This is a genomic window from Nocardia cyriacigeorgica (genome assembly GCF_029868385.1).
Classification (GTDB): Bacteria; Actinomycetota; Actinomycetes; order Mycobacteriales; family Mycobacteriaceae; genus Nocardia; species Nocardia cyriacigeorgica_F.
On sequence record NZ_JARWNX010000061.1, the window covers coordinates 114031 to 138521 of the forward strand.

28 protein-coding genes, 1 tRNA gene and 1 pseudogene are annotated in these 24491 nt (G+C 65.5%); 14 read left to right on the forward strand and 16 right to left on the reverse strand.

Features of this window, described 5'->3' with window-relative positions; genetic code table 11:
* The first annotated feature begins 32 nt into the window (after positions 1-32).
* The gene (locus tag QH168_RS22105; RefSeq protein ID WP_280236680.1) at positions 33-257 is read left to right on the forward strand and encodes a hypothetical protein; all 225 of its coding nucleotides are present in this window, start codon (positions 33-35) and stop codon (positions 255-257) included.
* Between the two features lie 35 nt (positions 258-292).
* Here the strand turns inward: QH168_RS22105 and QH168_RS22110 are convergent, their stop codons facing one another.
* The 3 genes from QH168_RS22110 to QH168_RS22120 all read right to left on the reverse strand — a co-directional run bounded on the left by QH168_RS22110 (position 293) and on the right by QH168_RS22120 (position 2860).
* A complete protein-coding gene (locus QH168_RS22110) occupies positions 293-1162 on the reverse strand; it encodes an alpha/beta fold hydrolase (protein ID WP_280236681.1) in 870 nt (289 codons plus the stop codon).
* A 98-nt stretch (positions 1163-1260) separates the two neighbouring features.
* Positions 1261-2280: a crotonase/enoyl-CoA hydratase family protein gene (locus QH168_RS22115; RefSeq protein WP_280236682.1), complete on the reverse strand. Its 1020-nt coding sequence runs from the start codon at positions 2278-2280 to the stop codon at positions 1261-1263.
* Positions 2281-2479: 199 nt separating this feature from the next.
* Positions 2480-2860, reverse strand: a complete 381-nt coding sequence (locus tag QH168_RS22120; RefSeq protein ID WP_280236683.1) for a nuclear transport factor 2 family protein — start codon at positions 2858-2860, stop codon at positions 2480-2482.
* Positions 2861-2909: 49 nt separating this feature from the next.
* Here QH168_RS22120 and QH168_RS22125 point away from each other — a divergent pair, with 49 nt between their 5' ends.
* From QH168_RS22125 to QH168_RS22140, 4 genes are all read left to right on the forward strand, one after another.
* Entirely contained in the window at positions 2910-3728 is an 819-nt protein-coding gene (locus QH168_RS22125; protein WP_280236684.1) for a helix-turn-helix domain-containing protein, read from the forward strand.
* Between the two features lie 134 nt (positions 3729-3862).
* Positions 3863-4732, forward strand: a complete 870-nt coding sequence (locus QH168_RS22130; protein WP_280236685.1) for a MetQ/NlpA family ABC transporter substrate-binding protein — start codon at positions 3863-3865, stop codon at positions 4730-4732.
* Positions 4729-5754: a methionine ABC transporter ATP-binding protein gene (locus QH168_RS22135; protein WP_280236686.1), complete on the forward strand. Its 1026-nt coding sequence runs from the start codon at positions 4729-4731 to the stop codon at positions 5752-5754. The genes QH168_RS22130 and QH168_RS22135 overlap by 4 nt, the downstream gene beginning before the upstream one ends.
* On the forward strand, positions 5754-6416 hold the full coding sequence (locus QH168_RS22140) for a methionine ABC transporter permease (RefSeq protein ID WP_280236687.1): 663 nt from the start codon (positions 5754-5756) through the stop codon (positions 6414-6416). The genes QH168_RS22135 and QH168_RS22140 overlap by 1 nt, the downstream gene beginning before the upstream one ends.
* 7 nt (positions 6417-6423) lie before the next feature.
* On the opposite strand, the gene QH168_RS22145 is transcribed toward QH168_RS22140, so the two are convergent.
* The 6 genes from QH168_RS22145 to QH168_RS22170 all read right to left on the reverse strand — a co-directional run bounded on the left by QH168_RS22145 (position 6424) and on the right by QH168_RS22170 (position 11602).
* On the reverse strand, positions 6424-6930 hold the full coding sequence (locus QH168_RS22145; protein WP_280236688.1) for a GNAT family N-acetyltransferase: 507 nt from the start codon (positions 6928-6930) through the stop codon (positions 6424-6426).
* Between the two features lie 76 nt (positions 6931-7006).
* Entirely contained in the window at positions 7007-7837 is an 831-nt protein-coding gene (locus tag QH168_RS22150; RefSeq protein ID WP_280236689.1) for an SAM-dependent methyltransferase, read from the reverse strand.
* A 75-nt stretch (positions 7838-7912) separates the two neighbouring features.
* On the reverse strand, positions 7913-8542 hold the full coding sequence (locus tag QH168_RS22155; protein ID WP_280236690.1) for a YczE/YyaS/YitT family protein: 630 nt from the start codon (positions 8540-8542) through the stop codon (positions 7913-7915).
* 161 nt (positions 8543-8703) lie between these two features.
* Positions 8704-9510, reverse strand: coding sequence for an ABC transporter ATP-binding protein (locus QH168_RS22160; RefSeq protein WP_280236691.1), 807 nt, complete (start codon positions 9508-9510; stop codon positions 8704-8706).
* Positions 9507-10589, reverse strand: coding sequence for a FecCD family ABC transporter permease (locus tag QH168_RS22165; protein ID WP_280236692.1), 1083 nt, complete (start codon positions 10587-10589; stop codon positions 9507-9509). Before QH168_RS22165 ends, QH168_RS22160 begins: the two co-directional genes overlap by 4 nt.
* A complete protein-coding gene (locus QH168_RS22170; RefSeq protein WP_280236693.1) occupies positions 10586-11602 on the reverse strand; it encodes a FecCD family ABC transporter permease in 1017 nt (338 codons plus the stop codon). The genes QH168_RS22165 and QH168_RS22170 overlap by 4 nt, the downstream gene beginning before the upstream one ends.
* 220 nt (positions 11603-11822) lie before the next feature.
* On the opposite strand from QH168_RS22170, the gene QH168_RS22175 reads away from it, so the two are divergent.
* From QH168_RS22175 to QH168_RS22190, 4 genes are all read left to right on the forward strand, one after another.
* Positions 11823-12689, forward strand: a complete 867-nt coding sequence (locus QH168_RS22175) for an iron-siderophore ABC transporter substrate-binding protein (RefSeq protein ID WP_280236694.1) — start codon at positions 11823-11825, stop codon at positions 12687-12689.
* Between the two features lie 411 nt (positions 12690-13100).
* Complete coding sequence (locus tag QH168_RS22180) at positions 13101-14342, forward strand: oxygenase MpaB family protein (RefSeq protein WP_280236695.1); 1242 nt, start codon at positions 13101-13103, stop codon at positions 14340-14342.
* 154 nt (positions 14343-14496) lie between these two features.
* Entirely contained in the window at positions 14497-14790 is a 294-nt protein-coding gene (locus QH168_RS22185) for a hypothetical protein (RefSeq protein WP_280236696.1), read from the forward strand.
* Positions 14791-14988: 198 nt separating this feature from the next.
* A complete protein-coding gene (locus tag QH168_RS22190) occupies positions 14989-15342 on the forward strand; it encodes a hypothetical protein (RefSeq protein WP_280236697.1) in 354 nt (117 codons plus the stop codon).
* Between the two features lie 90 nt (positions 15343-15432).
* On the opposite strand, the gene QH168_RS22195 is transcribed toward QH168_RS22190, so the two are convergent.
* From QH168_RS22195 to QH168_RS27755, 3 genes and pseudogenes are all read right to left on the reverse strand, one after another.
* Positions 15433-15630, reverse strand: coding sequence for a hypothetical protein (locus tag QH168_RS22195; protein ID WP_280236698.1), 198 nt, complete (start codon positions 15628-15630; stop codon positions 15433-15435).
* A 254-nt stretch (positions 15631-15884) separates the two neighbouring features.
* The gene (locus QH168_RS22200; RefSeq protein WP_280236699.1) at positions 15885-16262 is read right to left on the reverse strand and encodes a Scr1 family TA system antitoxin-like transcriptional regulator; all 378 of its coding nucleotides are present in this window, start codon (positions 16260-16262) and stop codon (positions 15885-15887) included.
* Positions 16263-16317: 55 nt separating this feature from the next.
* Positions 16318-16743 (reverse strand): annotated as a pseudogene (locus QH168_RS27755) (Scr1 family TA system antitoxin-like transcriptional regulator); the annotation flags it as partial.
* A gap of 447 nt (positions 16744-17190) precedes the next feature.
* On the opposite strand from QH168_RS27755, the gene QH168_RS22210 reads away from it, so the two are divergent.
* Positions 17191-17264 (forward strand) — tRNA-Pro (locus tag QH168_RS22210).
* 865 nt (positions 17265-18129) lie between these two features.
* Positions 18130-18954 carry a hypothetical protein gene (locus QH168_RS22215; protein WP_280236701.1) on the forward strand — a complete coding sequence of 275 codons (825 nt, stop codon included), beginning with the start codon at positions 18130-18132 and terminating at the stop codon, positions 18952-18954.
* 190 nt (positions 18955-19144) lie between these two features.
* Here the strand turns inward: QH168_RS22215 and QH168_RS22220 are convergent, their stop codons facing one another.
* Positions 19145-19381, reverse strand: coding sequence for a hypothetical protein (locus QH168_RS22220; RefSeq protein ID WP_280236702.1), 237 nt, complete (start codon positions 19379-19381; stop codon positions 19145-19147).
* A gap of 809 nt (positions 19382-20190) precedes the next feature.
* Here QH168_RS22220 and QH168_RS22225 point away from each other — a divergent pair.
* The gene (locus QH168_RS22225; protein WP_280236703.1) at positions 20191-20397 is read left to right on the forward strand and encodes a CsbD family protein; all 207 of its coding nucleotides are present in this window, start codon (positions 20191-20193) and stop codon (positions 20395-20397) included.
* A gap of 429 nt (positions 20398-20826) precedes the next feature.
* Here the strand turns inward: QH168_RS22225 and QH168_RS22230 are convergent, their stop codons facing one another.
* On the reverse strand, positions 20827-21795 hold the full coding sequence (locus QH168_RS22230) for an AraC family transcriptional regulator (protein ID WP_280236704.1): 969 nt from the start codon (positions 21793-21795) through the stop codon (positions 20827-20829).
* Positions 21796-21922: 127 nt separating this feature from the next.
* Here QH168_RS22230 and QH168_RS22235 point away from each other — a divergent pair, with 127 nt between their 5' ends.
* A complete protein-coding gene (locus tag QH168_RS22235) occupies positions 21923-22531 on the forward strand; it encodes a DUF1772 domain-containing protein (RefSeq protein WP_280236705.1) in 609 nt (202 codons plus the stop codon).
* A 234-nt stretch (positions 22532-22765) separates the two neighbouring features.
* A complete protein-coding gene (locus tag QH168_RS22240; RefSeq protein WP_280236706.1) occupies positions 22766-23545 on the forward strand; it encodes a DUF899 family protein in 780 nt (259 codons plus the stop codon).
* A 160-nt stretch (positions 23546-23705) separates the two neighbouring features.
* Here the strand turns inward: QH168_RS22240 and QH168_RS22245 are convergent, their stop codons facing one another.
* Complete coding sequence (locus tag QH168_RS22245) at positions 23706-24146, reverse strand: VOC family protein (protein ID WP_280236707.1); 441 nt, start codon at positions 24144-24146, stop codon at positions 23706-23708.
* Positions 24147-24295: 149 nt separating this feature from the next.
* A complete protein-coding gene (locus QH168_RS22250; protein ID WP_280236708.1) occupies positions 24296-24439 on the reverse strand; it encodes a hypothetical protein in 144 nt (47 codons plus the stop codon).
* Positions 24440-24491: the final 52 nt, after the last annotated feature.

Genomic DNA, 24491 nt, shown 5'->3' on the forward strand with positions numbered 1-24491 from the left:
GGTTTGCCGGTAAGTTACCTATCAACATCTAGGTGATCGGGAGCGTTGAAGTGGGTGCGGTACGGGATTCCTATTCCACTGGTCCACGTCCCGGCGCGACACAGGCGGAGCTGGTCGGCGAGTTCTCCGACCCGCATTTCCGGCGGTTGATGCGGCTTGCCGTCGACCTCTCCCCCGAATCACAGGACCTGCTCGCCGGATTCGCCCGACGCTTCCGCACCTCCGAGGGCCTGCTACCGGACCCGCTGTGGGAGTAGGGCGCGCGCGTCGGCACACGCCCTGATCGACCACCTCACCGCTTGTCGTCGAGCACTTCCCGCAGCTTGTGCGCGAACGCCTCGGGCTGCCCGGCATAGCCGAACTCGCCGCCGAGGAATCCGCCGTGATGGCTCGGGAACACCACCGGCTGTGCACCGAGCAGTTCGGCCGTGGCCACGGCGGTACGCCCGGTGAGCACGCCGAGCGACTCCTCACCGACAGCGATCACGATCCGAGTCGGCGCCGCGGCGAGGGCCGCGAGATCGGGGTGATAGTCGGAGAACGCCCAGGAGCGGTCCGACAGCAGCGGATCGTCGCGGGCGCCGTCGTCCTCGGTGGGGAGACCGAACTGGGCCGGATCGGCCGCAGGTTGCGCGAAGTATTCGTCGGTGAATTCGCCCCGCCACGAGGTCATCGCGATGAACTCGGCCATCCCGGCACCGAAGCCGCCGGCGACGTAGGCATCACGCGTCCTGGTCCTGGCGCGGTCGGCCGCCGCCGCATCGGGCAGCAGCGTGATCAGCGGCGGTTCATGCCCGACCAGCGTGACCACATCCCCTGGATGCGCCGCGACCAGCGCGAGCGCTGTGATCGCGCCGCCGCTGCTGGCGAACAGTTCGACCGGGCCCGCACCGAGCGCCTCGATCAACGCGTGCACGTCTTCGGCCTGGACGAGCGGTGCGTTGTCGGTCCGGCCGTCCTTGCGGGTGCTCCGGCCCATACCGCGTGGGTCGTAGGCGACCACCGTGCGGTCGGGGAAATGCCCGGCCAGCGCGACGAACCCGCTGGCATCCATGGGCTGGGCGATCATCAGCAACGGTGGGCGGCCGTCGGCGGTGGGCAATGGGCCGTACACGTCATAGGCGATATCGGCCTCGGCGGTTTCGAGCACACGTGTGGTCATATCTGTAGGGACGATCTCCGAGCCGGAAATTCATCGAAGCGGGGTGGCACGCCGGTTCGGCTGCCACAACCGGCGGGTGAAGGTTCCCGGTGCGGTGTTCAGCGCTCGAACTGCGCGCGCTTGTAATCGCCGTACGGCTCATCACGCTCGCGTACCGCCTCCCGGAAGCCGACGGTGGCGGCCCGCAGCTGAAACGCATAACCCTCGCGGGTGTGTCGGGACATGCCGTCGAATACGGTGCTGATCATCGAGGAGTTGGCCACACCCTGGGCGTTCAGCGCGGAATTCAAGGCGAGCTTCGCCATCATCAGCTGGTTCACCGGCATCCGCGCGATACGCTGCACCAGCGCTTCGGTGCGTTCGTCCAGCTCGTCGGTGGGACAGGATTCGACGGCAAGCCCCCACTCCTCGGCCTGTTTACCGCTGAGACAGTCGCCGGTGAACAGTAGCCGTTTGGCGCGCTGATCGCCGAGCCGATGCGCCCACATGCCACCGGCGGGCACGCCCCAGGTGCGGGTGGGCGGATAGCCGATCTTGGTGTCCTCGGCGCAGATGATCTGATCGGCGTACAGGGCGATATCGGTGCCGCCCGCGATGGCGAAACCGTGCAGTTTGGCCACGGTCGGTTTGTTCGCGTGCAGGAGACTGGCGAAACCTCTGTTGAAGCGGCTCATCATCGCGTAGTCGATCATCGGATCCCAGACGCCCCACGGGTTGTGGTTGATCGCGTTGACGACCGGGTCAACGACCGTGCCGGTGACCTCGTCGGCGCCGTCTGCGGTGGCGAACCCCTGTTCGGCGAACATGTCCAGGTCGTAGCCGCCGCAGAAGCCCTTGCCCCGCCCGGAGAGCAGAATGACGTGCACCCGCGGGTCGAGGTCGGCGCGCTCCACCGCATGGGCCAGATCACGTGGCGTGTCCGGGGTGATGGTGTTGCCCTTGTCCGGCCGGTTGAAGGTGAGTCGCGCGATGCGTCCATCGCGCACGTAGGTCAGGGTGGGGTATTCGTGCTCGTCGGCGGGCTCGGGCCGGTCCCGCCAGGGCGATTCCGCGCCTTCGGTCCAGTTCTCGTACCAGGCCGCGGGCCGGGTTCCGGAATGTGATTGCTTGTCGGACACTGGTTTCCCCTTTCACCGAAGGACGCGTCACCGATGGTCGGGGTGCATGATGCCCGCACCTCGGACCGCTCTGCCGCTATCGAGCAGCCTGTCCCATCACGTCATCGACAGTCAATCGCGAGGCCACCTGGCCATAGGCGACTCGGCGGCCCCTCCTGGCGGCCCCGAGCGGGACGATGACGCACCCCACCACCAACCCTCAGAACATGCCGTGCGGAATCTCCGCCGCGTCCGGCACCGCCTGCACCACATCCCAGTGCTCGGTGATCAGGCCGTCCACCAGCCGCCAGATATCGGTGACAGCCAGGCCACGCGGGTGGTCGGCCTCGACCATGTGGTAGTGCACCACCACGTGATCGGCGTCCGCGACGACCCGTTTGATGTCGAGCCGCGCCGAGGCCACCGGAGCGTCGGCGATGACATCGATGAATGCGTCCCGGCCCGACGGATTGCCGGGGCTGTGTTCGATGAAGTCCGGGTGCAGCAGTTCGCGCAGCACCTCGATATCACCGGTGGCGAAGCGCGCCAACCCGTCGAGGATCAGTTGTTTGTTCCGCAGGGCGATGTCGTTGTCGGTCATGGCACCACCGTCGCACCGCGGCCGGAGGCTGTCGATTACCTGCCATGTAATGGTCACGTCCGAGGCTGCGGGCGATACTGATCCGGTGCATGATCAGCGCGGGGCCGGTGAGCTGCTGCGGGAGTGGCGTGTCCGGCGCGGACTCAGCCAGCTCGAGCTGTCGGTGCGGGCAGGCGTCTCGAGCAGACATATCAGCTTCGTCGAAACCGGCCGCACCGTGCCGAGTCCGACCATGGTGCTGCGGCTGGCCGAGCAATTGAACATCCCGCTGCGGGAACGTAATCGGCTGCTCATCGCCGCGGGGCACGCACCCGCCTATCGGCAGCGGCCGCTCGACGATCCGGACCTGGCGGCGGCGCTGACCGCGGTGCGCCGCATCATCGACAGCCATACCCCCTACCCTGCGCTGGCCGTGGATCACCGATGGAATCTGCTGTTCGCCAATGACGCGGCCGAGGTCTTCTTCGCGGGCGTTGCGCCGGAGCTACTGGCACAACCGATCAATATGATGCGGCTGGGCCTGCACCCCAAGGGCTTCGCGCACCGGCTCCGCAATCTCGACCGGGTACGCGGCTTCCTGCTCCCGCGCCTGGCCCGACAGGCCGCGCAGACCGGTGACGCGGACCTGTACAGCCTCCATCGGGAACTGGCCGCCTTCGGTGAATCCGGTCACGCGCACATCGATGCCGCCGATATCGCGCTCCCCATAGAACTCGAACACCGTGGCGCCGTGCTGCGCCTGTTCAACACCATCACCACCTTCGGCGCGGCCTTCGACGTCACGCTCGACGATATCGCGGTGGAAGCGTACTTCCCCGCCGATCCCGATACGGCGAACCACCTGCGCGCGCTCGCCGAGCCCGACTGATCGCCCGGCAATCTAAACGTCCGGCGGGCCGTGGACGCCGATTTGTCTCATCACGATCGCAATGATTGCCGCGCCCTGCCCGCTGCGGGTTGGCTGTCCGGGTTCCATCCGACGACGAGCCTCCGGGAGCACGAGTGAAATTCCAGCGGGTACTTGCGGTCCCGGTCCTGCTAGCGGCCATCGCATTCGGCGTCACCGCCTGCGGTTCGGACAGCTCCTCCGGCGACGTCGTGCGGATCGGCACCACCGAAGACGATCACGCCTGGGAGGTCTTCGAAGAGAAGGCGGAGGATGCGGGCATCACCCTCGACATCGTCACCTTCTCCGATTACAGCCAGCCGAACTCGGCGCTGTCCCAGCGGCAGATCGATGTGAACCTGTTCCAGCATCTCCAGTTCCTCGGCCAGTACAACGTCGCCAACGATGATGACCTGACCCCGATCGGCGCCACCCAGATCGTGCCGCTGGGGCTGTACTCCAAAAAGCACGATGCGCTCACCGCCATCCCGAAGGGCGCTTCGATCGCGATTCCCAACGATCCGACCAACCAGGCGAGGGCACTGTTCGTGCTGCAATCGGCCGGGTTGCTGAAACTCACCGGCGGCGGCGGCCAGCCGACCCCGGCCGATGTCGACGCCGGAGCCTCGACAGTGCAGGTCACCCCGGTCGACGCCGCGCAGACCGCGCTGTCGCTGGCCTCGGTGGACGGCTCCATCATCAACAACACCTACCTCGAACGGGCCGGCATCGACCCGAAGTCGGCGCTGTACAAGGACGACCCCGCCAGCCCCGGCGCCGAGCCCTACATCAACGCTTTCGTCACCCGAGCCGCCGATAAGACCAACCCGACGTACCTGAAACTTGTGGAGATCTGGCACAGCCCCGAGGTGCAGCAGGCAGTCGCGGAGACCTCCAAGGGCACCTCCCTCGAGGTGCTACGCCCCGGCCCCGAACTGGAGCAGATCCTGGCGCGGGTCCAGCAGACGATCCGCGACGGCAAGTGAGCGCCGACGCCCCCGCGGTCGAGTTCCGCGCTGTCACCAAGGCGTTCGGTACGGGCAAGCAGCGACAGCTCGCCCTCGACGGTGTCGATCTGCGGATCGAACGCGGTGAGATCTTCGGCGTCATCGGCTACTCGGGTGCGGGTAAGAGCACCCTGGTGCGGTTGATCAACGGCTTGGAAAAGCCCACCTCGGGCACGGTGCTCGTGGGCGGGGAACCGATATCCGGCGTGCCGGAGTCGCAGGTCAGACGCGCGCGCCGGGATATCGGGATGGTCTTCCAGCAGTTCAACCTGTTCACCTCGCGTACCGCGGCGGGCAATGTCGAATATCCGCTGAAGGTCGCCCGGTGGCCGCGGGCCGAACGCAAGGCGCGGGTCGCCGAACTGCTCGATTTCGTGGGCCTGGCCGATAAGTCCGGCAGCTATCCCGATCAGTTGTCCGGTGGGCAGAAGCAGCGGGTCGGCATCGCACGGGCGCTGGCGACCTCACCGTCGCTGCTGCTCGCCGACGAGTCCACCTCGGCGCTCGATCCCGAAACGACCCGCGAGGTGCTGCGACTGCTGCGCACCATCAACAAGGAACTCGGCGTGACCATCGTGGTGATCACCCACGAAATGGATGTGATCCGGTCGGTGGCCGACCGGGTGGCGGTGCTGGCCGAGGGACGCATCGTCGAGCTGGCACACACCTTCGACGTCTTCGCCGATCCGCAGGCGGCACCGACGCGGTCCTTCGTCGACACGGTGCTGCACAATCGCCCCGGCGCCGACGAATTGACCCGGTTGCGCGCTCTGCACAGCGGGCGGCTGGTCTCGGTGGACATCGACGACCGGCACGGCATCGGATCGGCGCTGGCGCTGGCCGCGCACACCGGTGTCGGATTCGAAGTCGTCTACGGCGGGGTGAGCACGCTACAGGACAAGACGTTCGGCAGTCTCACCCTCGCACTGGACGGCCCTGCCGACGCGGTGGCGAAGGTGGTCACCGAACTCGAACGGCTGCCCGCGGGAAAGGTTCGGTAGTGCATACCGATTGGGACAAACTGCGGCCGGTGCTGCTGGAATCGATCGGGACGACCATCTACCTGGTCGGCGTCACGTTCATCGTCGGCGGGCTGCTCGGGCTGTTGCTCGGCACCGCGCTCTACACCACCCGCAAGAGTGGTCTGCTGGCCAACGCACCGATCAATCTGGTGCTCAATGTGCTCGTCAACGTGGTGCGGCCGATCCCGTTCATCATCCTGCTCGCCGCGCTGGGGCCGGTGACGCTCGAGGTGGTCGGCACCACCATCGGGACCGATGCGGCGGCCTTCGTGATGATCGTCGCGGCCTCGTTCGCGATCGCCAGGATCGTGGAGCAGAACCTGGTCACCGTGGACCCCGGCATCATCGAGGCGGCGCGCGCCCTCGGTGCGGGCCCGCTGCGGATCATTCTCACCTTGTTGATTCCCGAGGCCTTGGGACCGCTCATCCTCGGCTACACCTTCATCGTGATCGCCATCGTCGATATGTCGGCGATGGCGGGCACCGTCGGCGGCGGCGGGCTCGGCGACTTCGCACTGGTCTACGGGTATCAGCGCTTCGATTGGCAGGTGACGCTGGTGGCGACCCTGATCATCATCGCGGGTGTACAGGGCGTGCAGTTCCTGGGCAACTGGCTGGCACGTAAGGCCCTGCGACGCTGAGACGGTCTCACACCACCTGGAGGAACCAGTCGAGTGTGCCGCCGTCCGGCTCGGTGGTGGTGTGGTGGTAGCCGAAGCCGACCCGGTGCGCCACCGCCACCGAGGCCTTGTTCGCCGGGTCGATCCGCAGCACCGCCTCATCGGCCAGATCGTGCGTGGCGATGTATCGGCAGGCCAGCACCACCGCGCGGGCGGCGAGGCCTTGGCGGCGGAACGGCGGATAGATGCCGTAGGCCACGTTCGCCTGCCGTGCGGCCAGATAGTCCTGGTCGATCTGGATGTCCAGCGTCCCGACCAGCACACCGTCCTCGGCGCGCACCACCGCGAACGTCTTGCTCGCGCCGTCTGCCTCCCATTCGGCGACGCACCGCTGAAAATGCGCCGTGACGGTGTGGATCGTGGATCGTCCACCGTCACGCCATCGGGCCGACTCCACGTCCTCCCCCGCCAGATGCGCCGGTGCGTCGGCCACCGTGATCTGCCGCAGCCCGATCACCCCATCAGAAATCAACACCTGATCATGATCAGCACAGACCCGCCGCTCGGACAAGTGCCAGGTCGGCGCGCCGTCGCAGGAAGTGCCGAACGACTCATGGTTTGCGGGCCAGTCCGGCGGCGATCAGCTGATCCCATACCGTCAGTTCTCTTTCTGGTGTGCCGATGGTGCTGATCGAGGTATCGGATTCGTCCGGGGTGTCCGGCCGCCAGCTGACGGCCGGGACGATACCGGGTTCGAGGATCTCGAGATCGGCGAACAGGGCACGGATCTCGTCGTCGGTGCGCCAGCGGCCGCGACCGAAGGTCGCCTGGAGTTTCTGCTCGGCCGCTTCGGTCTCCGCATTGCCGCCGGAGCGGAAATGCGAGATGAAAACCTGGCTGCCGGACGGGATCTGATCGCGCCAGTAGGACACCACGCCGATCGGATCCTCATCGTCGTTGAGATGGTGCAGGATCGCGCTGAACACGACCGCGACCGGTTCGTCGAAATCGATCAGTCGGGCGATCTCCTCGTTGGCGCGAATGCGCTCGGGCTCACGAACATCCGCCTGTACGACCGTGGTGTTGCGGTCGGTGGCCAGCAGAGCGCGACCGTGCGCCAGGACGATCGGATCGTTGTCGACGTAGACCACCTTCGCGCCGTCGGTGTAGCGGGCCGCGATCTGGTGCACATTATCGGCCGTGGGGAGCCCACTGCCCAGGTCGATGAACTGCTTCACCCCGCTGCGGGCGATATCGCGCACCCCGCGCGCCAGCGCCTGCCGATTACCGAAGGCGATGGCCACCGAACCGGGCAGGTTGATCTTGAAGTGATCGCCGATCTCCTGATCGACCGGGTAGTTGTCCTTACCGCCGAGCAGGTAGTCGTACACCCGCGCGATACTCGGCGTGTTCGGATCCACCACGCCCGCACTGTCGTTCATCACGCTCTCCCATCCACGGAGATCTCCCGTTCGCCCATCGTAGGCGGCCGATAAACCTCGTGCGCGCACAACCCATTACACCGTCGACGGCACGGGTTCCGGTTCCTGCGCGCCGATCTCCCTGAACCCCGGCAGCCAACGATCGGCGAGCGGTATCAGCACCTGGATCAACGGTCCGATCCCGAACGCGTACACCACGGTGCCGATACCGACCGAACCACCGAGCAGCCATCCCGTCGACAGCACCGCGACCTCGATCGCCGTCCGCACCAATCGGACCGACAGGCCGGTGCGCCGCACCAGGCCCGTCATCAGACCGTCGCGCGGTCCCGGTCCCATACCCGCACCGATGTAGAGCACCGTCGCCACCGCGTTGAGCAGCACCGCCGCCCCCATGGCTCCGATCCGCACGGGCAGCGGCTCCCATGACGGCAGCATCCACAGCCCCACATCCACCGACACCGCGATCACCACGACATTGCTCACGGTTCCCAGACCGGGCCGCTGCCGCAACGGAATCCACGCCAACAACACCACGAGTCCCGTAATCGCCGTCACCACACCGAAACTCAGCGACACATGCGCGGTCACGCCCTGATGGAACACATCCCACGGATCCAATCCGAGGCCCGCCCGCACCATCACGGCCATGGAGAACCCGTACAACCACAACCCCGCGTACAACGCGACCAATCGACGAATCATTCGCCCAGCATCATCGCAACTGGACCTTTTATCCATATCCAGTACGCGGTATCTGGCCTGATTATCAGCAGGCCAGCCGTCGGGTGTGAACGTGGCCCGACCGGTGTGGCAACCTCCGAGGGAGACCGAAACGCGGCGGAGCCGCCCCGGCCCACCTCATGTCACGTTGCTACCGAGCCCAGCGGAATGACGTGTGGACGCCCCTCGGCCGGTTCGGTCACCACATGCGCGGCGAGTCCGAAGACATCACGCAGCACATCGGGCCGCACCACATCATCGGGTGCGCCCTGAATCACGATGGCGCCGTCCTTCATCACGACGAGGTGGTCGCTGTAGCGCGCGGCCAGCGAAATATCGTGCAACACCATGACGATGGTCCGGTCGCATTCCCGGTTCAGCCGCACGATCAGTTCCAGCAGTTCCACCTGATGCGCCAGATCCAGGTACGTGGTCGGCTCGTCCAGCAGCATGATGTCGGTTTCCTGGGCGAGCGTCATGGAGATCCAGGCACGTTGGCGCTGCCCACCGGACAGCTCTTCGAGCCTGGCATTCGCCAGATCGAGTAGGCCGGTGCTGCTCAAGGACTGCCGCAGCGATGCCTCGTCGAGTACGGAGAACTGTTCGTACCATCGTTGCCTCGGATGACGCCCGCGCGATACGAGGTCGGCGACCGTGAGGCCGGGCGGAGCCACCGGCGATTGGGGCAGGATGCTGATGCGCTGCGCGACCGTCCGGGTGGGCTGAGCGTCGATGGGTACGCCATCGAGCAGAACTCGGCCGGACGTCGGACGCAGCAATCGGCCGAGGCCGCGCAGCAGTGTGGACTTACCGCACCCGTTCGGGCCGATGACCGAGGTGACCGCCCCGGAGGGGATATCCAGGGTCATATCCCTGACGACATCGGTGCCGTTGTAGCCGAGGGTGAGGTTTTCCGCACGTAGCGCGGGCGCCGTGGCCGGACCACTCACGTGAGCCTCCTCTGATTCCGCAGGACGAGAAAGATCAGATACGGTCCGCCGAGTACGGCGGTCGCCACACCGACCGGTAACGGCACCGTCAGCGCGTTCGCGGCGACGGTATCGGCGGTCAGGACGAAGACCGCACCGACCAACCCCGAGGTGAAGATCGGCGGAGTAGCCGAGCCGGTGAGCAGCCTCGCGATCTGCGGGCTGGCCAAGGCGACGAATACGAGGGGCCCGGCGATGACCACTCCGGTCGACGCCAGCACTGCCGCCAGCCCGAGCGCGGAGAGCCTGAGTCGGCCGATCGGCACGCCGAGCCCTGTTGCCACATCATCGTCCATGCTGAACAGCACCAGCCGCGGCGCGAGCAACAACGCCCCGGCCGACAGGACAAGGGCCAGCAGGCTCATCGGGGCGACCAGCGACCAGTCCTTGCCGTTGAGCGAACCCGACATCCAGGTCAATGCCTGGGCGGCGTTGCTGACATCGCCGAGCGTCAGCATCCAGGTCGTCAAGCTGACCGCGAGCCCATTGATGCCGAGGCCAACCAGCACCAGACGGTAACTGTCGAGGGTTCCCGACAGCGCCAGCAGATACACCAACAGTCCGGCGGACACCCCTCCGGCGAATGCGGCGACAGGCAGGCCGACATCGTCGGCGAAGTGACTCAGACCGGCCGAGCCGCCACCCGCAAGCACCAGCACAGCGACAGCACCGAGCGATGATCCTGCTGTGACGCCCAGAATGTCGGGGCTGGCAAGGGGATTGCGCGCGACAGTCTGTGTGAAGGCCCCCGCCACGGCCAGACACGAACCCGCGACAATGGCTCCGACGGTGCGCGGCGCCCGGAACTCCGTCACGGCCAGATGCAGGCGGGGGTTCGAATCGTCACCGAACAGCGTTCGTAGGACAACGTCCAGCGGGAGCGTGGAACCGCCGTTCGACAGGTGCACCACAGCGGCAACCGAGGCCAGCAGCAGCAATAGCAGCCCGACCACCAGCGCACGTGGTACGACGCGCACGGAGACCGGCCCGCACCGCACGACCCGCGCGGGAGCCAGCAGATTCGAGCCCTCGACACTCATACGGTCACCAACTGGCGACGGCGCGCCAAGAAGACGAAGAACGGCGCGCCGATGACGGCGAGAACCACCCCCACCGACAACTCCCCCGGCCGGGCGACGACCCGGCCCACGGTATCGGCGAGCAATACCAGGCCGATACCGAATGCGGCGGCAGCCGGTACCGAGCGGCGATAGTCGGCGCCGACGAATGCTCTGGTGATATGCGGTACCAGTAGTCCGGCGAAGGCGATCGGACCGGCCACGGTGACAGCGGAACCGGCGAGCAGCGTGATCGCGGCGATACCGACACACCGCGCGGCCGGTATCGAAGTCCCCAGCGATCGAGCCGCATCCTCGCCCAGCGCCAGCGTATTGAGCGCACTGATATTGAGCACCGCGAGCAGCAGGCCCGCGGCAGCGAAAGGCCAGACCGCCGCCAACGCGTCGGTCCGCGCCGCCAATGAGCCGACCTGCCAGAAACGCAAGGTGTCCAACGAGGCGCTGTCGAGCAGCACCAATCCGGTGACGAGTCCGCCACACAGCGCGGTGACGGCCGCGCCGGACAGCACGAGGGTCACCGGCGTCGCTCCGTTTCGCGCGGCCGTGCCGATGGCGAAGACCAGCACGCTGGCCGTCAGCGCGCCGATAAAAGCCAGACCGGCTTGGGTATGCACCGACAGACCGCCGAAGAAGAACGTCACCGAGACGATCGCAAGTGCGGCACCGTGATTGATACCGAGCACACCCGGTTCCGCGATCGCGTTGCGGGTATGCCCCTGAGTGAGAATTCCCGCCACGCCCAGACACGCTCCGGCCACGATGCCGACCAGAGTGCGCGGCCACCGGAGTTCGCGGATCGTCACATCCATATCGGTCCCCGACGGGGTGAAAACCGCATGCCACACCTCGACCAAGGTCGACGGACTACTGCCGACGCAGACACTCGCCAGGACCGCCACCAGCACGGCGGCAACCGGTACGGCGACCATGACCAGCGGTGAGCCTCGAGAATCCCTTGCTAAGGTCAGCGCCATGCCGGGCAGCGTATCTTCAACGCCCCGATGGTTCATCGCAGTACGGCCCAGCTCCGAGAAAGGCCACGTCATGAGGGGAATATCGCCCCGATCGATTGCACACCACGCACTGATTCCCCTCACGGTATGCGGCCTCGTCTTCGCCAGCGGATGCGGCGGTTCCGGCGGAATGGACGCAGGCGTCGCAAATGGCGGCACTCCGGTCAGGGTCGAGCATGCCATGGGCACTACCACCGTCGGGGTGCCACCGAAAAGCGTTGTCGCACTCGACCCCAGCTTCACCGATGCCGCGCTGCTCCTCGACGCACCCCTCACCGGCTACGTCCAGTACCGCGCCGACCCGGACCATCCATTCCCGGACTATCTCGGCGATCTGGGCGAGACGGTCGCCGCTTCGGTCAATGTCGGCACAACGGCCGAACCCGATCTGGAGCAGATCCTGGAGCTGGAGCCCGACCTCATCATTTCCGCCAAGGTGCGCCACGAACCGCTCTACGATCAGCTGTCCAAGATCGCGCCGACCGTGTTCTCTTCGACCACCGGCCCGACCTGGAAGCAGAACATCCTGCTTCTCGGAGAAGCGCTCGGCAAGAAGACACGAGCCCAGGAGTTGATCACCGGCTACGAAGAACGTGCGGCCGCGGTGGGTGAGCAGATACGAGCCGCCGACCCCGACGTCACGTACTCGCTGGTCCGCTTCACCGGTGAGGGCACCGCACGGCTGTATTCCAGCAACTCCTTCATCGGCAATATCATGACGGATATGGCCATCCCGCGCCCCGAGGATGCGCCCGACAGCAACGACGTCATCTTCACCCCACTGTCCGCGGAGCAGATCCTGAGGGCCGACGCAGGCATCATCATGGTGTCGGCCTACACCCCGCCGGGAGCCGAGGGCGACGCCGGGCGCGATCAGCAGGCCGCCTATGAAGCCAACCCACTGTGGCAGCGCCTCTCCGGTGACGTGATCGAGGTCGACGACGAGCCGTTCGTCCTCTCGGTGAGCCTCCAGGGCGCACATGCCTCGATCACGAAACTGGCCGAGCACTTCGGCGTCGACCCACGACTGGACTTGATTCCGAGCTGATCCCGGTATCGCCATCCTTCGCCGACCTCACAGATCACGATGCCTGCACCCGCCCCGGCCCAGACGACCGCATGTGCCGACCCTCGAACACGCGCCCCTCTTGCGAGATAAGTTACTGAATATTTCTAGACGTTCTTGCATCAATAGGCTCCCCTATGCGCGTAACACCCTGCGCCGACCACGGACGCATGAAGATGCTGAATCGCGACCAAGATCAGGCACGACGCGGCAGTACATCCCGGCGGCCGACGCTCTCGCCGGGCTGGCAACACCCCAACGCCCACATTCGCCAAAGCGCTGACGCCACCGCTCCAGGTCTGTTAAGTTACTACTCATTCCGCCCCCTCGATAGCTGGATTACGATCGGCTACGCATGATCGGGCGTGCTCGTACTCGATGAGGAGTGACGTCATGGATGGAATCGACAGGCGTAAGGCGCTGAAAACCGGCGGGATCCTCGGGGCGCTCGGCGCTTTCGCGATGGTGTCGCCAGCACGCGCCGAGCCGTGGTCCTGGTCCCCCGGCGGTTCGGTCGCCGGATCCGGGTCCGGCGCCGACCCGATGACGGTGTGGGATCCCGAGGCCGACGAGCTGGTCGCCGGACTGATCGACAGGGGTGAAGTCCCCAGGGTCAACGAGTTGTTGCGGACCTGGACCAGGAACGGTCAACCCCTGCCCGACGGCCTACCGGCGGAGTTGCGAGATTTCATGGAGTACGCGCGGCAGCTGCCGCCATGGACCGATCCGGGCAAGCTGGGTACCGCGATCGAGTTCAACAAGAAGCGCGGACTGTATCTCGGCGTGCTGTACGGGTTCGCCAGCGGCATGATGAGCACCGTCATTCCCAAGGAGGCGCGGGCGGTCTACTACTCCAAAGGCGGACACGACCTCAAAGATCGCATCTCCAAGACCGCCAAACTCGGCTACGACATCGGCAGCAACAACGCCTACGCACCCGATGGGGAGATGGTCGTCACCTGCGTCAAGACCCGGCTGGTGCATGCGGCGGTGCGGCATCTGCTTCCGCAGTCGCCGCATTGGGTGCATTCGGCGGAGGAAGACATTCCGATCAGCCAGAACGACATCATGGTCACCTGGCACAGTCTGCCGACGACCGTCATGAAGCACCTGGTCTCTTGGCAGGTGCCGATTCCGGCGCATGAATCGGAGGCATTCCTGCATTCCTGGCAGGTGGCCGGGCATATGCTCGGCGTCCGCGACGAATACATCCCCAATTCCTGGGCCGAAGCCAATTCACAAGCGGCGCAAGTCCTGGACCCCATCATCGCGCCGACACCCGAAGGGGCGAAACTGGCCGACCGTCTCCTCGGGCTCGGCGCCAATATCGACCTCACCATTCTGAGCAGACCGGTCCTCGGTGCGTTCACCCGTTTCCTGCTCGGCGACAAGATCGCCGACGGCCTGTCCATTCCGAGAGAGCCGGTGTGGGATCCGTTGCTCCGCTTCAGCTGGGGCCCGTTCATCGCCGTACGCGAAGGTTTGCTGACCGCGGTCCCACCGGCGGCCGACCCCTATTGGCTCCTCGATGAATTCCTTCGCAAGGCCGCGCTGATCTACCTGGCCGAACTGCGGATGCCGATCAGTATCGAACTTCCCACGATGAACCGCGATATGAGCCTGCCACCGCGATGAGCCAAGGGGGGCCCCGGCGGGGAAACGCCAGACCACTTGGCTCGAAACGATATTCGGGTACGTCCCTATCTGTCGTCGCAGATATTCATCGAAACTGTTGTACCCGAACCAGTTCCACAACCAACTACCGGTCCGACCCTAAAGGAGCGCAACGATGCGTACGCTTCATTTCGCCGCCGCCTCGATCACCGCGGCCACCCTCGTCTGCACCGCAGCCACCGCGACGGCCACTCCTTCATCTGGAGCGACCGGCGACGCCGGAACCGGTTCGGCGGCGGTGGATTCCGGTTCGGCCGCTGCGCGCTCGGCCGCGGAACTGATCGGAACCGGCGACATCATCGGCGTCATAGTGCTTCTCGGTATCACTCCTTTCCAGATACTCACCGGTGGAGTCTGCGATCTGGCCACCCTGTCCGCGCTTCCGAACCCGTGCGTTCCCCGGATGTGACGGTCCACCTGCGATCACCCGACACGGGCAACCAGGGAACGAGGACGTCCGGCCGCGATACCGTCCACACTGCCACCAGCCCTGGGAGCTGTGACGCTTGACACCATCGGCATCACTGTCGAAACTCTAAGTGCTCCAGCAGTTCTGGAGTCTTGTCGGCCGACATGGTGATTTCTCCACGAAATGAGGCACCAGACCATGACGACTAATACCGAAACGCAGCAAAACTTCGCCCCTCCAGCGGTATTCGATACCGAGCACGTCAAGGAGAACCTCCGGTGGGGCCATCTCTTCTGGCCGGGTGCCACCGCATTGACCGAAGCCCAGATCGATGATCGGGTCGTTCGCTATCAGGAATCGCTGCGTCGGTACCGCGCCAGCGGCATGACCGAGAACTATCTGCCCGAAGATCTCGAGGTCGACTCCGTATGGCACGCACATCAATGTGACCCGGTCGGCTATGCCGAATTCTGTAATCAGTACTTCGGCGGCCTGCTCGCGCACAACGTGAAACTCTGCGTCTGCAAACTGGTCGATCTCGACCAGCAGTAGGCTTTCGACAACCAGAGGCACTGCCTGACAGGCGGTAGGGCTCGGCCGAGCCACTCACGGCCGAGCCCTACCGTTCACCTACTGTATGCGTCATCGGTGTCGGGTGCGCAGACCGTCACCGACCATCGCCGCGAAAGTGGCGAACAATGCGTTCAACCCCTCCTCGCCGACACGCAGACTGTCGGTGCGCCAGGCCAGTGAGAGCACTCCGTTGAGGGATGCCCACAGGATCGTCGCGACCCGATCTGGGTCGAGATCGGCGCCGCTATCGATAACGCCGCAGTGCATTTCGGTCGGGTGGACGTCGTGGTCGCGAGCGCCACCGCACGGGCCGCCGCGGGGTGGATCCGCCCCGAATCGAGAGTCGTCGGCCCCGTCGAGCATTCGGGTTCGATACGCTTCGCGATGGTTGCGCGGAAGTCGGTCTTGCTCCCCTCAGGACCTGAACTCGGACCGCACTGTGTGAACTGCCGTTCCTCCCGATGCCGCCGAACCGCACCGCCGCAGGTCACCGCACCGTGTTTCGATCGGCAGTGGACCGGTCAACTGCGATTGTCGGCGCCCACACGGTCGGTGAGCGCGCGGTGGATGAGTTCGCGGGCGCGGTCGCCGATCAACGACTGCCCGGTGAGCCGCTGGAATCCCTGATCGTACAAAGCGATCTCACCCGGCTGGCTGATCGACAGACTCGACGACATCGTTTCGATGATGACCTCAGTGTTGCCGTACATCAGAAAGCTCGCCGTGGGCGCGCACAGCGGGGCGGTGCGCGGAATGATGCCGAATGTCAGGCCCGGCATCCGGGTGCACTCCGCCAGATACTCGAGCTGCCCCACCATGGTGGCATCGTCTTCGATCGAGGTGTACATCGCCTGTTCGGCGATGATGAAGTGCAGATGGCGCCCCTTGCGCCGCAGCACGGGCCTGCTGACGGTCCATCCGCTGCTGCACCGCGTCGTCGACGGACTCGGCGGAACCGACGAACTCGATGCAGGTCCGCAACACCGCGGTGGCGTATTCGCGAGTCTGGAGCAGACCCGGAACCAGGAAACAGTCGTAGCCACGAATCAACCGGGACGTCGCCTCGATGCGACCGGTCCGGTGTTGCAGTCGCCTCGAACTGAGCCGCCGCCACTCGAGCTGGGACAGCCCGATGTGATGCAACGAGGCGATCAGATCCGGGATCTGATCCGTGGCGCCGGTGAGCGTGCACCACAGACGGATATCAGCCTCCGACGGCATCTGCCTGCCGTTTTCATATCGGCTGACCCGAGACGGATCCCAACCCGCCGCCCAGGCGAGTTCACGACCGGTGAACCCCGCACCACGGCGGAGGTCACGAAGCCGCGCACCCAGATCCGTCCGCGCCTGCTCGACATCACCCAGCCGCTGGACACCCATACCCGCCGCACGAAGGGCCAGCCTGCACCGACCATCTCGCCCAGACGACTCATAACGACGACCGCCATCGCATTGAGTGCAGCCGTCGTAGCATCACTCTCACTCCCTGCCGCACAAAGCTTTTCCGCCGAAGCAACGCTTCTCGCCGACGGAACGACCAGCCCGACCCAACAACCCACCCACTACCCCACCGAAGATCAGTGCTGGGACGCGGCGAGCGCTCAGGGCCACCAACTCGGCGTCACCGCCAACTGCCTCCCAACCGCCGAAGGGTGGATACTCCAGCTGTAACCGACCGAGCGCCCCTCACGAGTCCCGCACTCCACCGACCCGAAGCACCCCACCGACTCCCCTGATTCCCCCAGCAAAAACAACCCCCTGACCAGCGGATTAGCACTGCCGACTCCCCCTGAGGTAATCTCTTCGAGCGCCCACAACAGGGCGCAACGGGCTGTGGCGCAGTTTGGTAGCGCACTTGACTGGGGGTCAAGTGGTCGCAGGTTCAAATCCTGTCAGCCCGACACTCAAGAAAGCTCCTCTGAACTGCATCAGAGGGGCTTTCTTCATTCTCCGACCACCCGGAGAGCGGGACCAGATGGGGATCGATCCGGCCGTAGCCGGGCAAGCTCAGGGATCGACGGTCCACCGTTCTGCATCGACAAGAACAGAGAGGTGCTCCTGCAACGGGCCGATCGGCTCGCCGACGTCCCGACGCCTCCGGCCCGACGCCGAGCGAACTCGGCACCGACCTGGCATTCATCGCGCTGACGGAGCTTCAAGCCAGTATCGGCCGGTCTGCCAGCCCTACCCGGACCCCGCAAGTCGACTGAAGAGGTCCGCTCTCCACGCCCGGTAATTCCGGTGTGCGTGCGTTCGTATGGCGTCAAAGGCCCTCGGCTCGTTGATCTTTCACAAGTCCGCGCTGCCCGGTTCGAGCCGCGCGAGCCCCGGCACTACCGGGCGACGAGGCCAGCAAGCTCCTGGTCGGGCTGTGCTCAGTTCGGGCAGTTCGCCGATACCGAAACCGCGGGGGAATGGCCATGAAGCCGAAAGACGACGCCGACCGGATTCGTCCAGCGTGTGCACAGCGTCTTCGGTCGAGCGGCAGTTCTCGCCTGAGCTGTCGACTGCGCCATCGAGGGTCGACCCGCGTTGTCGGTGCTGTTTGGCAAGATCGCGGCTATGCCCAGCACCCCGTCCACTCCGCCGCGACCGTTCGACATCACCACCGTCTTCCCTCAACTGGCTCCGCTGGCACGCACGGCTACCCGGTTGCACCCGCGCCCCGGGTTGCCCTCACCGCAGGACAGTTCCATCGGCGGACCGCTGCTCTGGCCCGCCGACGAGCCGTGGCCGCACTGCGACGGACCTCATGTAGTGGACGGAATGAACCCGACCCTGTCCCCAGTCGACGTAAGGCTGGAACGACAGATCCGTGCCGCCTCGCGCGGCAGGACCCTGACCCCGCAGGAACAAGAAACCCTCGAACGAATCCGCCCCCCGCTGAACTACCCGCTCACTCCGGCGATCGCCCCATATGAGGGCTCCATAGCGATGCTGCCGGTCGCACAGCTGCACACGCGCGACGTGCCCGATCTGCACACGCCTGAAGGCGCGGACCTGCTCCAGGTCCTGTGGTGCCCCTTCGACCACCCGATCATGCCCAAGACCGCGCTGTTCTGGCGGTCGGCCGCCACAGTCACCGACATCCTCGCCACGCCCCCCGAACCGTCCGCGATGCAGTTCGACAACTACCTGCCCGAGCCGTGCATGCTCAACCCGGAGCAGGTCACCGAATACCCCGACCACAGGGAGCTGAGCAAAGAACTCCAGCAACAGATCGGAAACTGGAGCCTGTGGCAGGCAGCCGACACGGATGTGGACAGCGCGTACGCGTCGTACCCGCCGGACTTCTACGCCAACGAGTTGTCCGTCGCACCCGGCTGGAAAGTCGGCGGCTGGCCTCGCTGGGGAGCCACCGACCCCCACCCCCGGCTCTGCCCGACCTGCGACAGCGATATGGATGCCCTGCTGACCATCGCCACGTCCGAAGCCGGCAAAGACAGCAGCTGGCGCCCATACGAGGAGCCGACGAACGAACCACTCATCGGCTTCAACCACACTGCGGTCCACATCGGCAGCGGCTACGACCAGCAGCTCTACATCTGCCCGACGGCGCCGGAGCACGCCCACACCGAGCTGATGGCCTAGCCAGCCACGAGCGGCGCGATGGTAGCGGCGTGGACTGGTGACGTGCCCGAATTCCGAAGCCCCTGCGGCATACAGTAATCGCGACCGCGGCCCGCCCGGCCGCCGTCGGGGAGATCGCCGGTAGTGGCGATACAGGCCAGCGCGGGCTTCGGCACGTCGGACCGCTACCAGCGCTGCCACTTGCCGCGGATCATGTAGTGAAGCGGAAACTTTCGAAGCTGGTCGAAATATAGGCGCTGGTGTTCGAGTTCAGATATTGAGAATCTCCGCGACAGTCCGGAAGCGAGTACAGGGTAACTGTACTATTCGTCTGGTTGTCCACCAGGCCACTTCGGATGGTGATGTTGTAGGTCTGATAGGGATCCGGGTTTTCGATTCTATCCGAATACCCAGAGGCATTCGGATAGAAGAAGGCGCCGACAGTCATTTACCATCCTCCGATTCGTCCATAAATCCCGCACCAGACCCACGGCCTGCTGTGCAGGATTCGGAGTCTAGATCGATTTCGGCACGCCATCTCGACCATCGGGTTCAAATCAAGATCGAATAGATTCCCAACCTGACCGACAGTCCGATTACCCAATTCCGAGATGCACTGAAACTCGACAGGACACAGCAGTTTTCGCGCCGTTCAGATAGAACCAGATGCCACACGAGTCACCAGCGGAACCGAATTCGACTTCGAAAGCTTCCCAAATTTGGGGATAATCCGGATGCGTGGCGCAAGATCGGAGGAACCTCGTCCAGCCATGGATAGGCGCCTGACCAGGCCACTCGAGGCCTCCACCCCGCCTCACCCGATGCCCAGCGTCGCAGTGTCTCGATCGGTGAACGCGACTTGATCGGCGAGACCCGAACACGAATCTCGGGTCGATAGAGCCGGACATGATTGAACGGATACCGGCACCACGTTCATGGAACGTGCGCGATACAACGGGGCACGCCAAGTAACGCCTGGGGTGCGCCGACCTCCCCGAGCAGCATGCCCGTCGCGGCTACGGATCCATGATGATGGACCCGCTCACCACCCGCGACGCGCCTTGGTCACCGTCGCCGATGAAGGCATAGCTCGCGATATCAATACGAATTGCGGAGCTTCACTGCCGAGCCCGAGCCGTTTACGAGATCACAGTGGAGTTCGCTGCCTGTTTGCCACAAGGGGGTACCGTGTGTATCGGCTGGACCGGATCGTTCGCGGGGCTCGATACGCGAACCCATAACGAGAAGGGATAAGCAATGTCGCTCAACGACAAGATCAGCAACAAGGCCGACGAGCTGGGAGGCAAGGCCAAGGAAGCCGCTGGCGACGCGACCGGCGACGAGGAGCTGCGGTCGGAAGGCAAGGGCGAACAGCTCGAGGCCTCGGCGAAGAAGGCAGCCGAGAACGTCAAGGACGCGGTCGGCGACGTCGCCGACAAGGTGAAGAACGCGGTCGAACGCTGACTCACCCGCCCCGGCGGGGCCCAGCTGCACCCCGGGTCGTTGTCCTTCCGTCTGCCACTTATGGCAAGCATCCACCTACTCGTGGTGTGCGAGATCCTCTGAATTCCAGGACCGGCCGACCAACAGCCGGCCGGTCCTCGTCGTTCACGGTCAAGCTTCCAGTCGCCAGATGCCGAATCTTGATGACCGCCCCTCCGTCCGGGCACCATGGACGGGCATAGCCACGGCGACGCTCGAGTCCGCAGCACACACTCGGGCGGACTACGGCAGAGGAGGCTGATCTCGTTCGGAACCTGGGCTTACGGGCGCATAGCCGGTTGCCCACGCCGGATTCCGTTCGACCGCGGTGGTGGGAGAGAGCACCTACGGCTTCGCGTGGATGATGTGCTGGCGTATCGAGATTCCCGCCGCGAGCGACCTGGCTCGGGGTCAGGGCTGTGTTTCGTGCGATCGGCGGACCGTACCGGGGGCGACGCCGGTGGTGCGTTTGAATGCGCGGCTGAACGCCGCTTCGGATTCGTAGCCGAGCCGGGAGGCGAGTTCGGCGATCGGGGCGTCGTCGTGATGCAGCCAATCGAGGGCGACCTGCATCCGCCAGCGGGTGACGTACTGCATCACCGGTTCACCGACCAGTTCGGTGAACCGGGCGGAGAAGGCCGACCGGGACATGGCGACCTCACGGGCCAGGGCGGCGACCGACCACGGCTGGGCCGGGTCGCGGTGCACCAGCGACATGGCCCGGCCGATGCGGGGATCTCGTAGTGCGCCGAGCCATCCGGTCTGCCCGGGTGCTGTACCGGTGATCCAGGAGCGGATGGCCTGGATGACCAGGATGTCGGAGAGCCGGGTGATCACGGCCTCGCCGCCGGGACGCAACTGCCGGCCCTCGGCGGCAATCAGCCGCAGCGTGCTGTACATCCAGTCCGCCTCCGGCGACGGCGACCCCGGCGCGCCATCGATGACGATGGTGCGAGGCAGGAGCGCTACGAGGCTGCGGGCCGCCGGGTGCCCGAAACGGACTGTGCCGCAGACGACATTCGTCGGTGTGCCGCCACCACCGTGTCGCAGGATCGCGTAGCGGTCGCTGGCGTAGTCGTAGTCCAGTTCGTCGACCCGCCGTGCCGGGGTACCGGGCTCGCTGAGGAGCAGGTGTCCCTCGCCGTGCGGGACGAGCGCGAAATCGCCGGGCCGAAGCTGCCGGGGATCCTCACCGTCGATGTCGAGCCAGCAGCGCCCGGTGTTCACGACGTGGAACCACATGGACTCCGGTTCGGGCGGCAGGTACAGGCCCCATGGCTCGGTCAGCTCGGAGCGGCAGTAGAAGGTGCCCGATACGCGCAGGAAATGCAGGGCCTCACCCAGCGGGTCGCCGGTGGTCCACAGGTCCTCACCTCGCATGATTGTCAGTGTGCGGCCGTCGTGCACAGACGTCCAGACCCGCTGGACGAACAGACAGAAATGATCGACGCACAGGCATGGTTCCGCCACGACTTGTCGATCAGAGTGGATGGAAAGGAGGGCCGCGATGAACGACAGCCACTACCCCGCGCAACACCACACCATGCCAACTCCCTCCGTCTCGGCCGGTCACGGGAAGGCCGGTCACGGATGGGTCGGGCTGACGCTCGGCGCCACGCTGGTCACCATGGCCCTCGTCGCCGGCCTGAACTTCACGTTCATGATCGCGGTCATGCCCGCCCTGGCCGGTGTCGACGACCGCACGTTCGTGATGATCACGCAGCGGTTCAACGAAAACCCGGTATTCCCACTCAGTTTCACCGCGGCGCTGTTGCTCGCCATCCTCGCCACCGCGCTACAGGCATCCCTCTCCCGGGGGCCCGCGCTGCGCTGGGTGATCGCGGCGCTCGCGCTCTACGTGGTGGTGCTCGCCATCACCGGGGCGCTCCACATCCCGCTCAACGAGCAGATCACCCGAGCGGGCGACCCGGACCGGATCACCGACCTCGCCCACCTCCGGGACCAGTTCGAGGCCCCGTGGGTGATCGGCAACGCGGTCCGCACCGTCTTCTGCGCCGCTGCCGTCGCCGCCCTCGCCCGCGCGATCTACCTGCACGGGCGCGCCGCCACCCACCGCCGTCCCATGGTCTCACTACCGTCCCGACAGCGGCCGTGATCGCAGACAGCCGCCGCACGGGAAGACAGCGCGAAGGCTGGTGGTGACCACCCGAGAGGGCGGCGGAGCGACGGTGCCCACCGTGTCGGCCGTCGGCTCCGGTCTGGACAGCGTTCACATCGCGTTCACCGCTACCGGCGTCCCGACCGTTCTGAGCGTGAGCACCGCAGCGGTCGGTTTCGCCCGCCCCACGCCTCGCTGTACCCGATGATCCAACCGAAGGAGCCGAGTCCGATGACCATCGAGAACGTACCCGAACCCACCCGCGCCGATCGAGCCACTTTCGAGGCTCGCTTGGCCGAACTCCGTACCAGGGAGAAGGCGCACACCAGGGCCGGTGACGCGATCGCCGCCGCCCGCCGCCGACTGCCCGTGGTCGAAGTGGATGCGAGCACCCCACTGATCGGGCGGGACGGTCCGGTCCCGCTGATCGAGACCTTCGAGGGCCGCCAACAGCTGATCGCGTACTACTTCATGTGGTACCCCGGACGTCCGGCGGCCGAGCAATGCGAAGGCTGCACATGGAACAACACCCAGCTCGACGAGCTGTCCTACGTCCATTCCCGAGACATCACCTACGCCGTGTTCTGTCAGGGTCCCTACGAGGAGAGCATCCGCTACCACGACTTCATGAACTGGACGATGCCCTGGTACTCCGCGCAGCAGTCACTCGACACCCTCCTGGTCGGCCGACAGATCGGTATGATGCACGTCGTCTGTTACCTGCGGCGCGGTGATCGCGTCTTCGAGACCTACTGGACCACTCGGCGCGGCGTCGAGGCGGTCGATATCAACTATCGCCTGATGGACCTCACCATCTACGGCCGCCAGGAACCATGGGAGGACTCGCCGGAAGGCTGGCCGCAATCTCATGTCGAGGACACCAGGACCGACGGCCGCCCTACCGCTCAATGGTCACGCATCGCGGCGGGACGATCCGACGACCTCACCGACAGAGCGTCCGAGCCCACTCGGCCACCGGATTCGACCGGTTCCGGTGAGGCGTGTCGCTGAAGCTGCCCGATCACGCGGTTGGGCTGAGCGGCACGAGCATTCGGTGGCGCGGTCGGCCCACACTGGAACGGAGTCGGTTGCTCCCGATCGCGTCCCCGAATTCAGACCCCGCCGACCGACCGGAGCGACGACCCGCTGAACCGGTTCGCACATGGCCCACTCACGACTGGTCGGCCGACCAGTCCATCGGTACCTCCTGGGTGATGGCGATCAGGTTGCCATCGGCCGCCTTCAGGACGGCCAGCCGAGCACCCGGCATGTCCACGATGCCCGTAGCCGGATCGATATTGTCGCCCGCGGCAGCCTCGGCGGCGCCGACCTCGGCCAGCGATCCGTCGGCGATTTCGGTCATCGCCGTGGCCCCGGCGGCGATCAGTGCGCGATGGGTCTGTTCGATGTCCTCGACCGTCCAGAAGACCAGCGGATGGTCCACCCAAGGCGCGGCGGTCAGCCCGATCTCTACACCATCACCGGAGAACGCGGCGAAGTCGTCACTCTGGAAGGCAGGTTGTTGACCCAATAATGCGGCCCACACCTCGATGCTCGCGGCGAGATCCCGCGCGGGCAGGACCACATTTCCGAATCCGGTCAATCGTGTCATGTGTATTCCTCTGAGGTTTCGGGCGTCAGCGAGGCGCCGCTTCGCTTGCTCACCAAATCTTTCGTGTCCTGGTCACGCGGTTCGAATCGTCAGGTGTCGTGTAGGCCGCCTGTCTACCCGGGAGTAGTTCGCTGACGTCGGTCAGCTGGTCATACCGGAGGCAGTGCGGTGGAAGGAGGGCTGTTGCGGATCAGTTGGCGCGCTTCGCTTCCGCCCGCCGTCCACTCGACCAGGAGTTCGAGCCCTTTCTCGTACAACGATGTTTCGGCAGACAGGATGATATAGGTGCCCACCGACATCACCTCCGCCTCTGCCAGTCGCGGAGCCTTCATATTTGTCCATGAG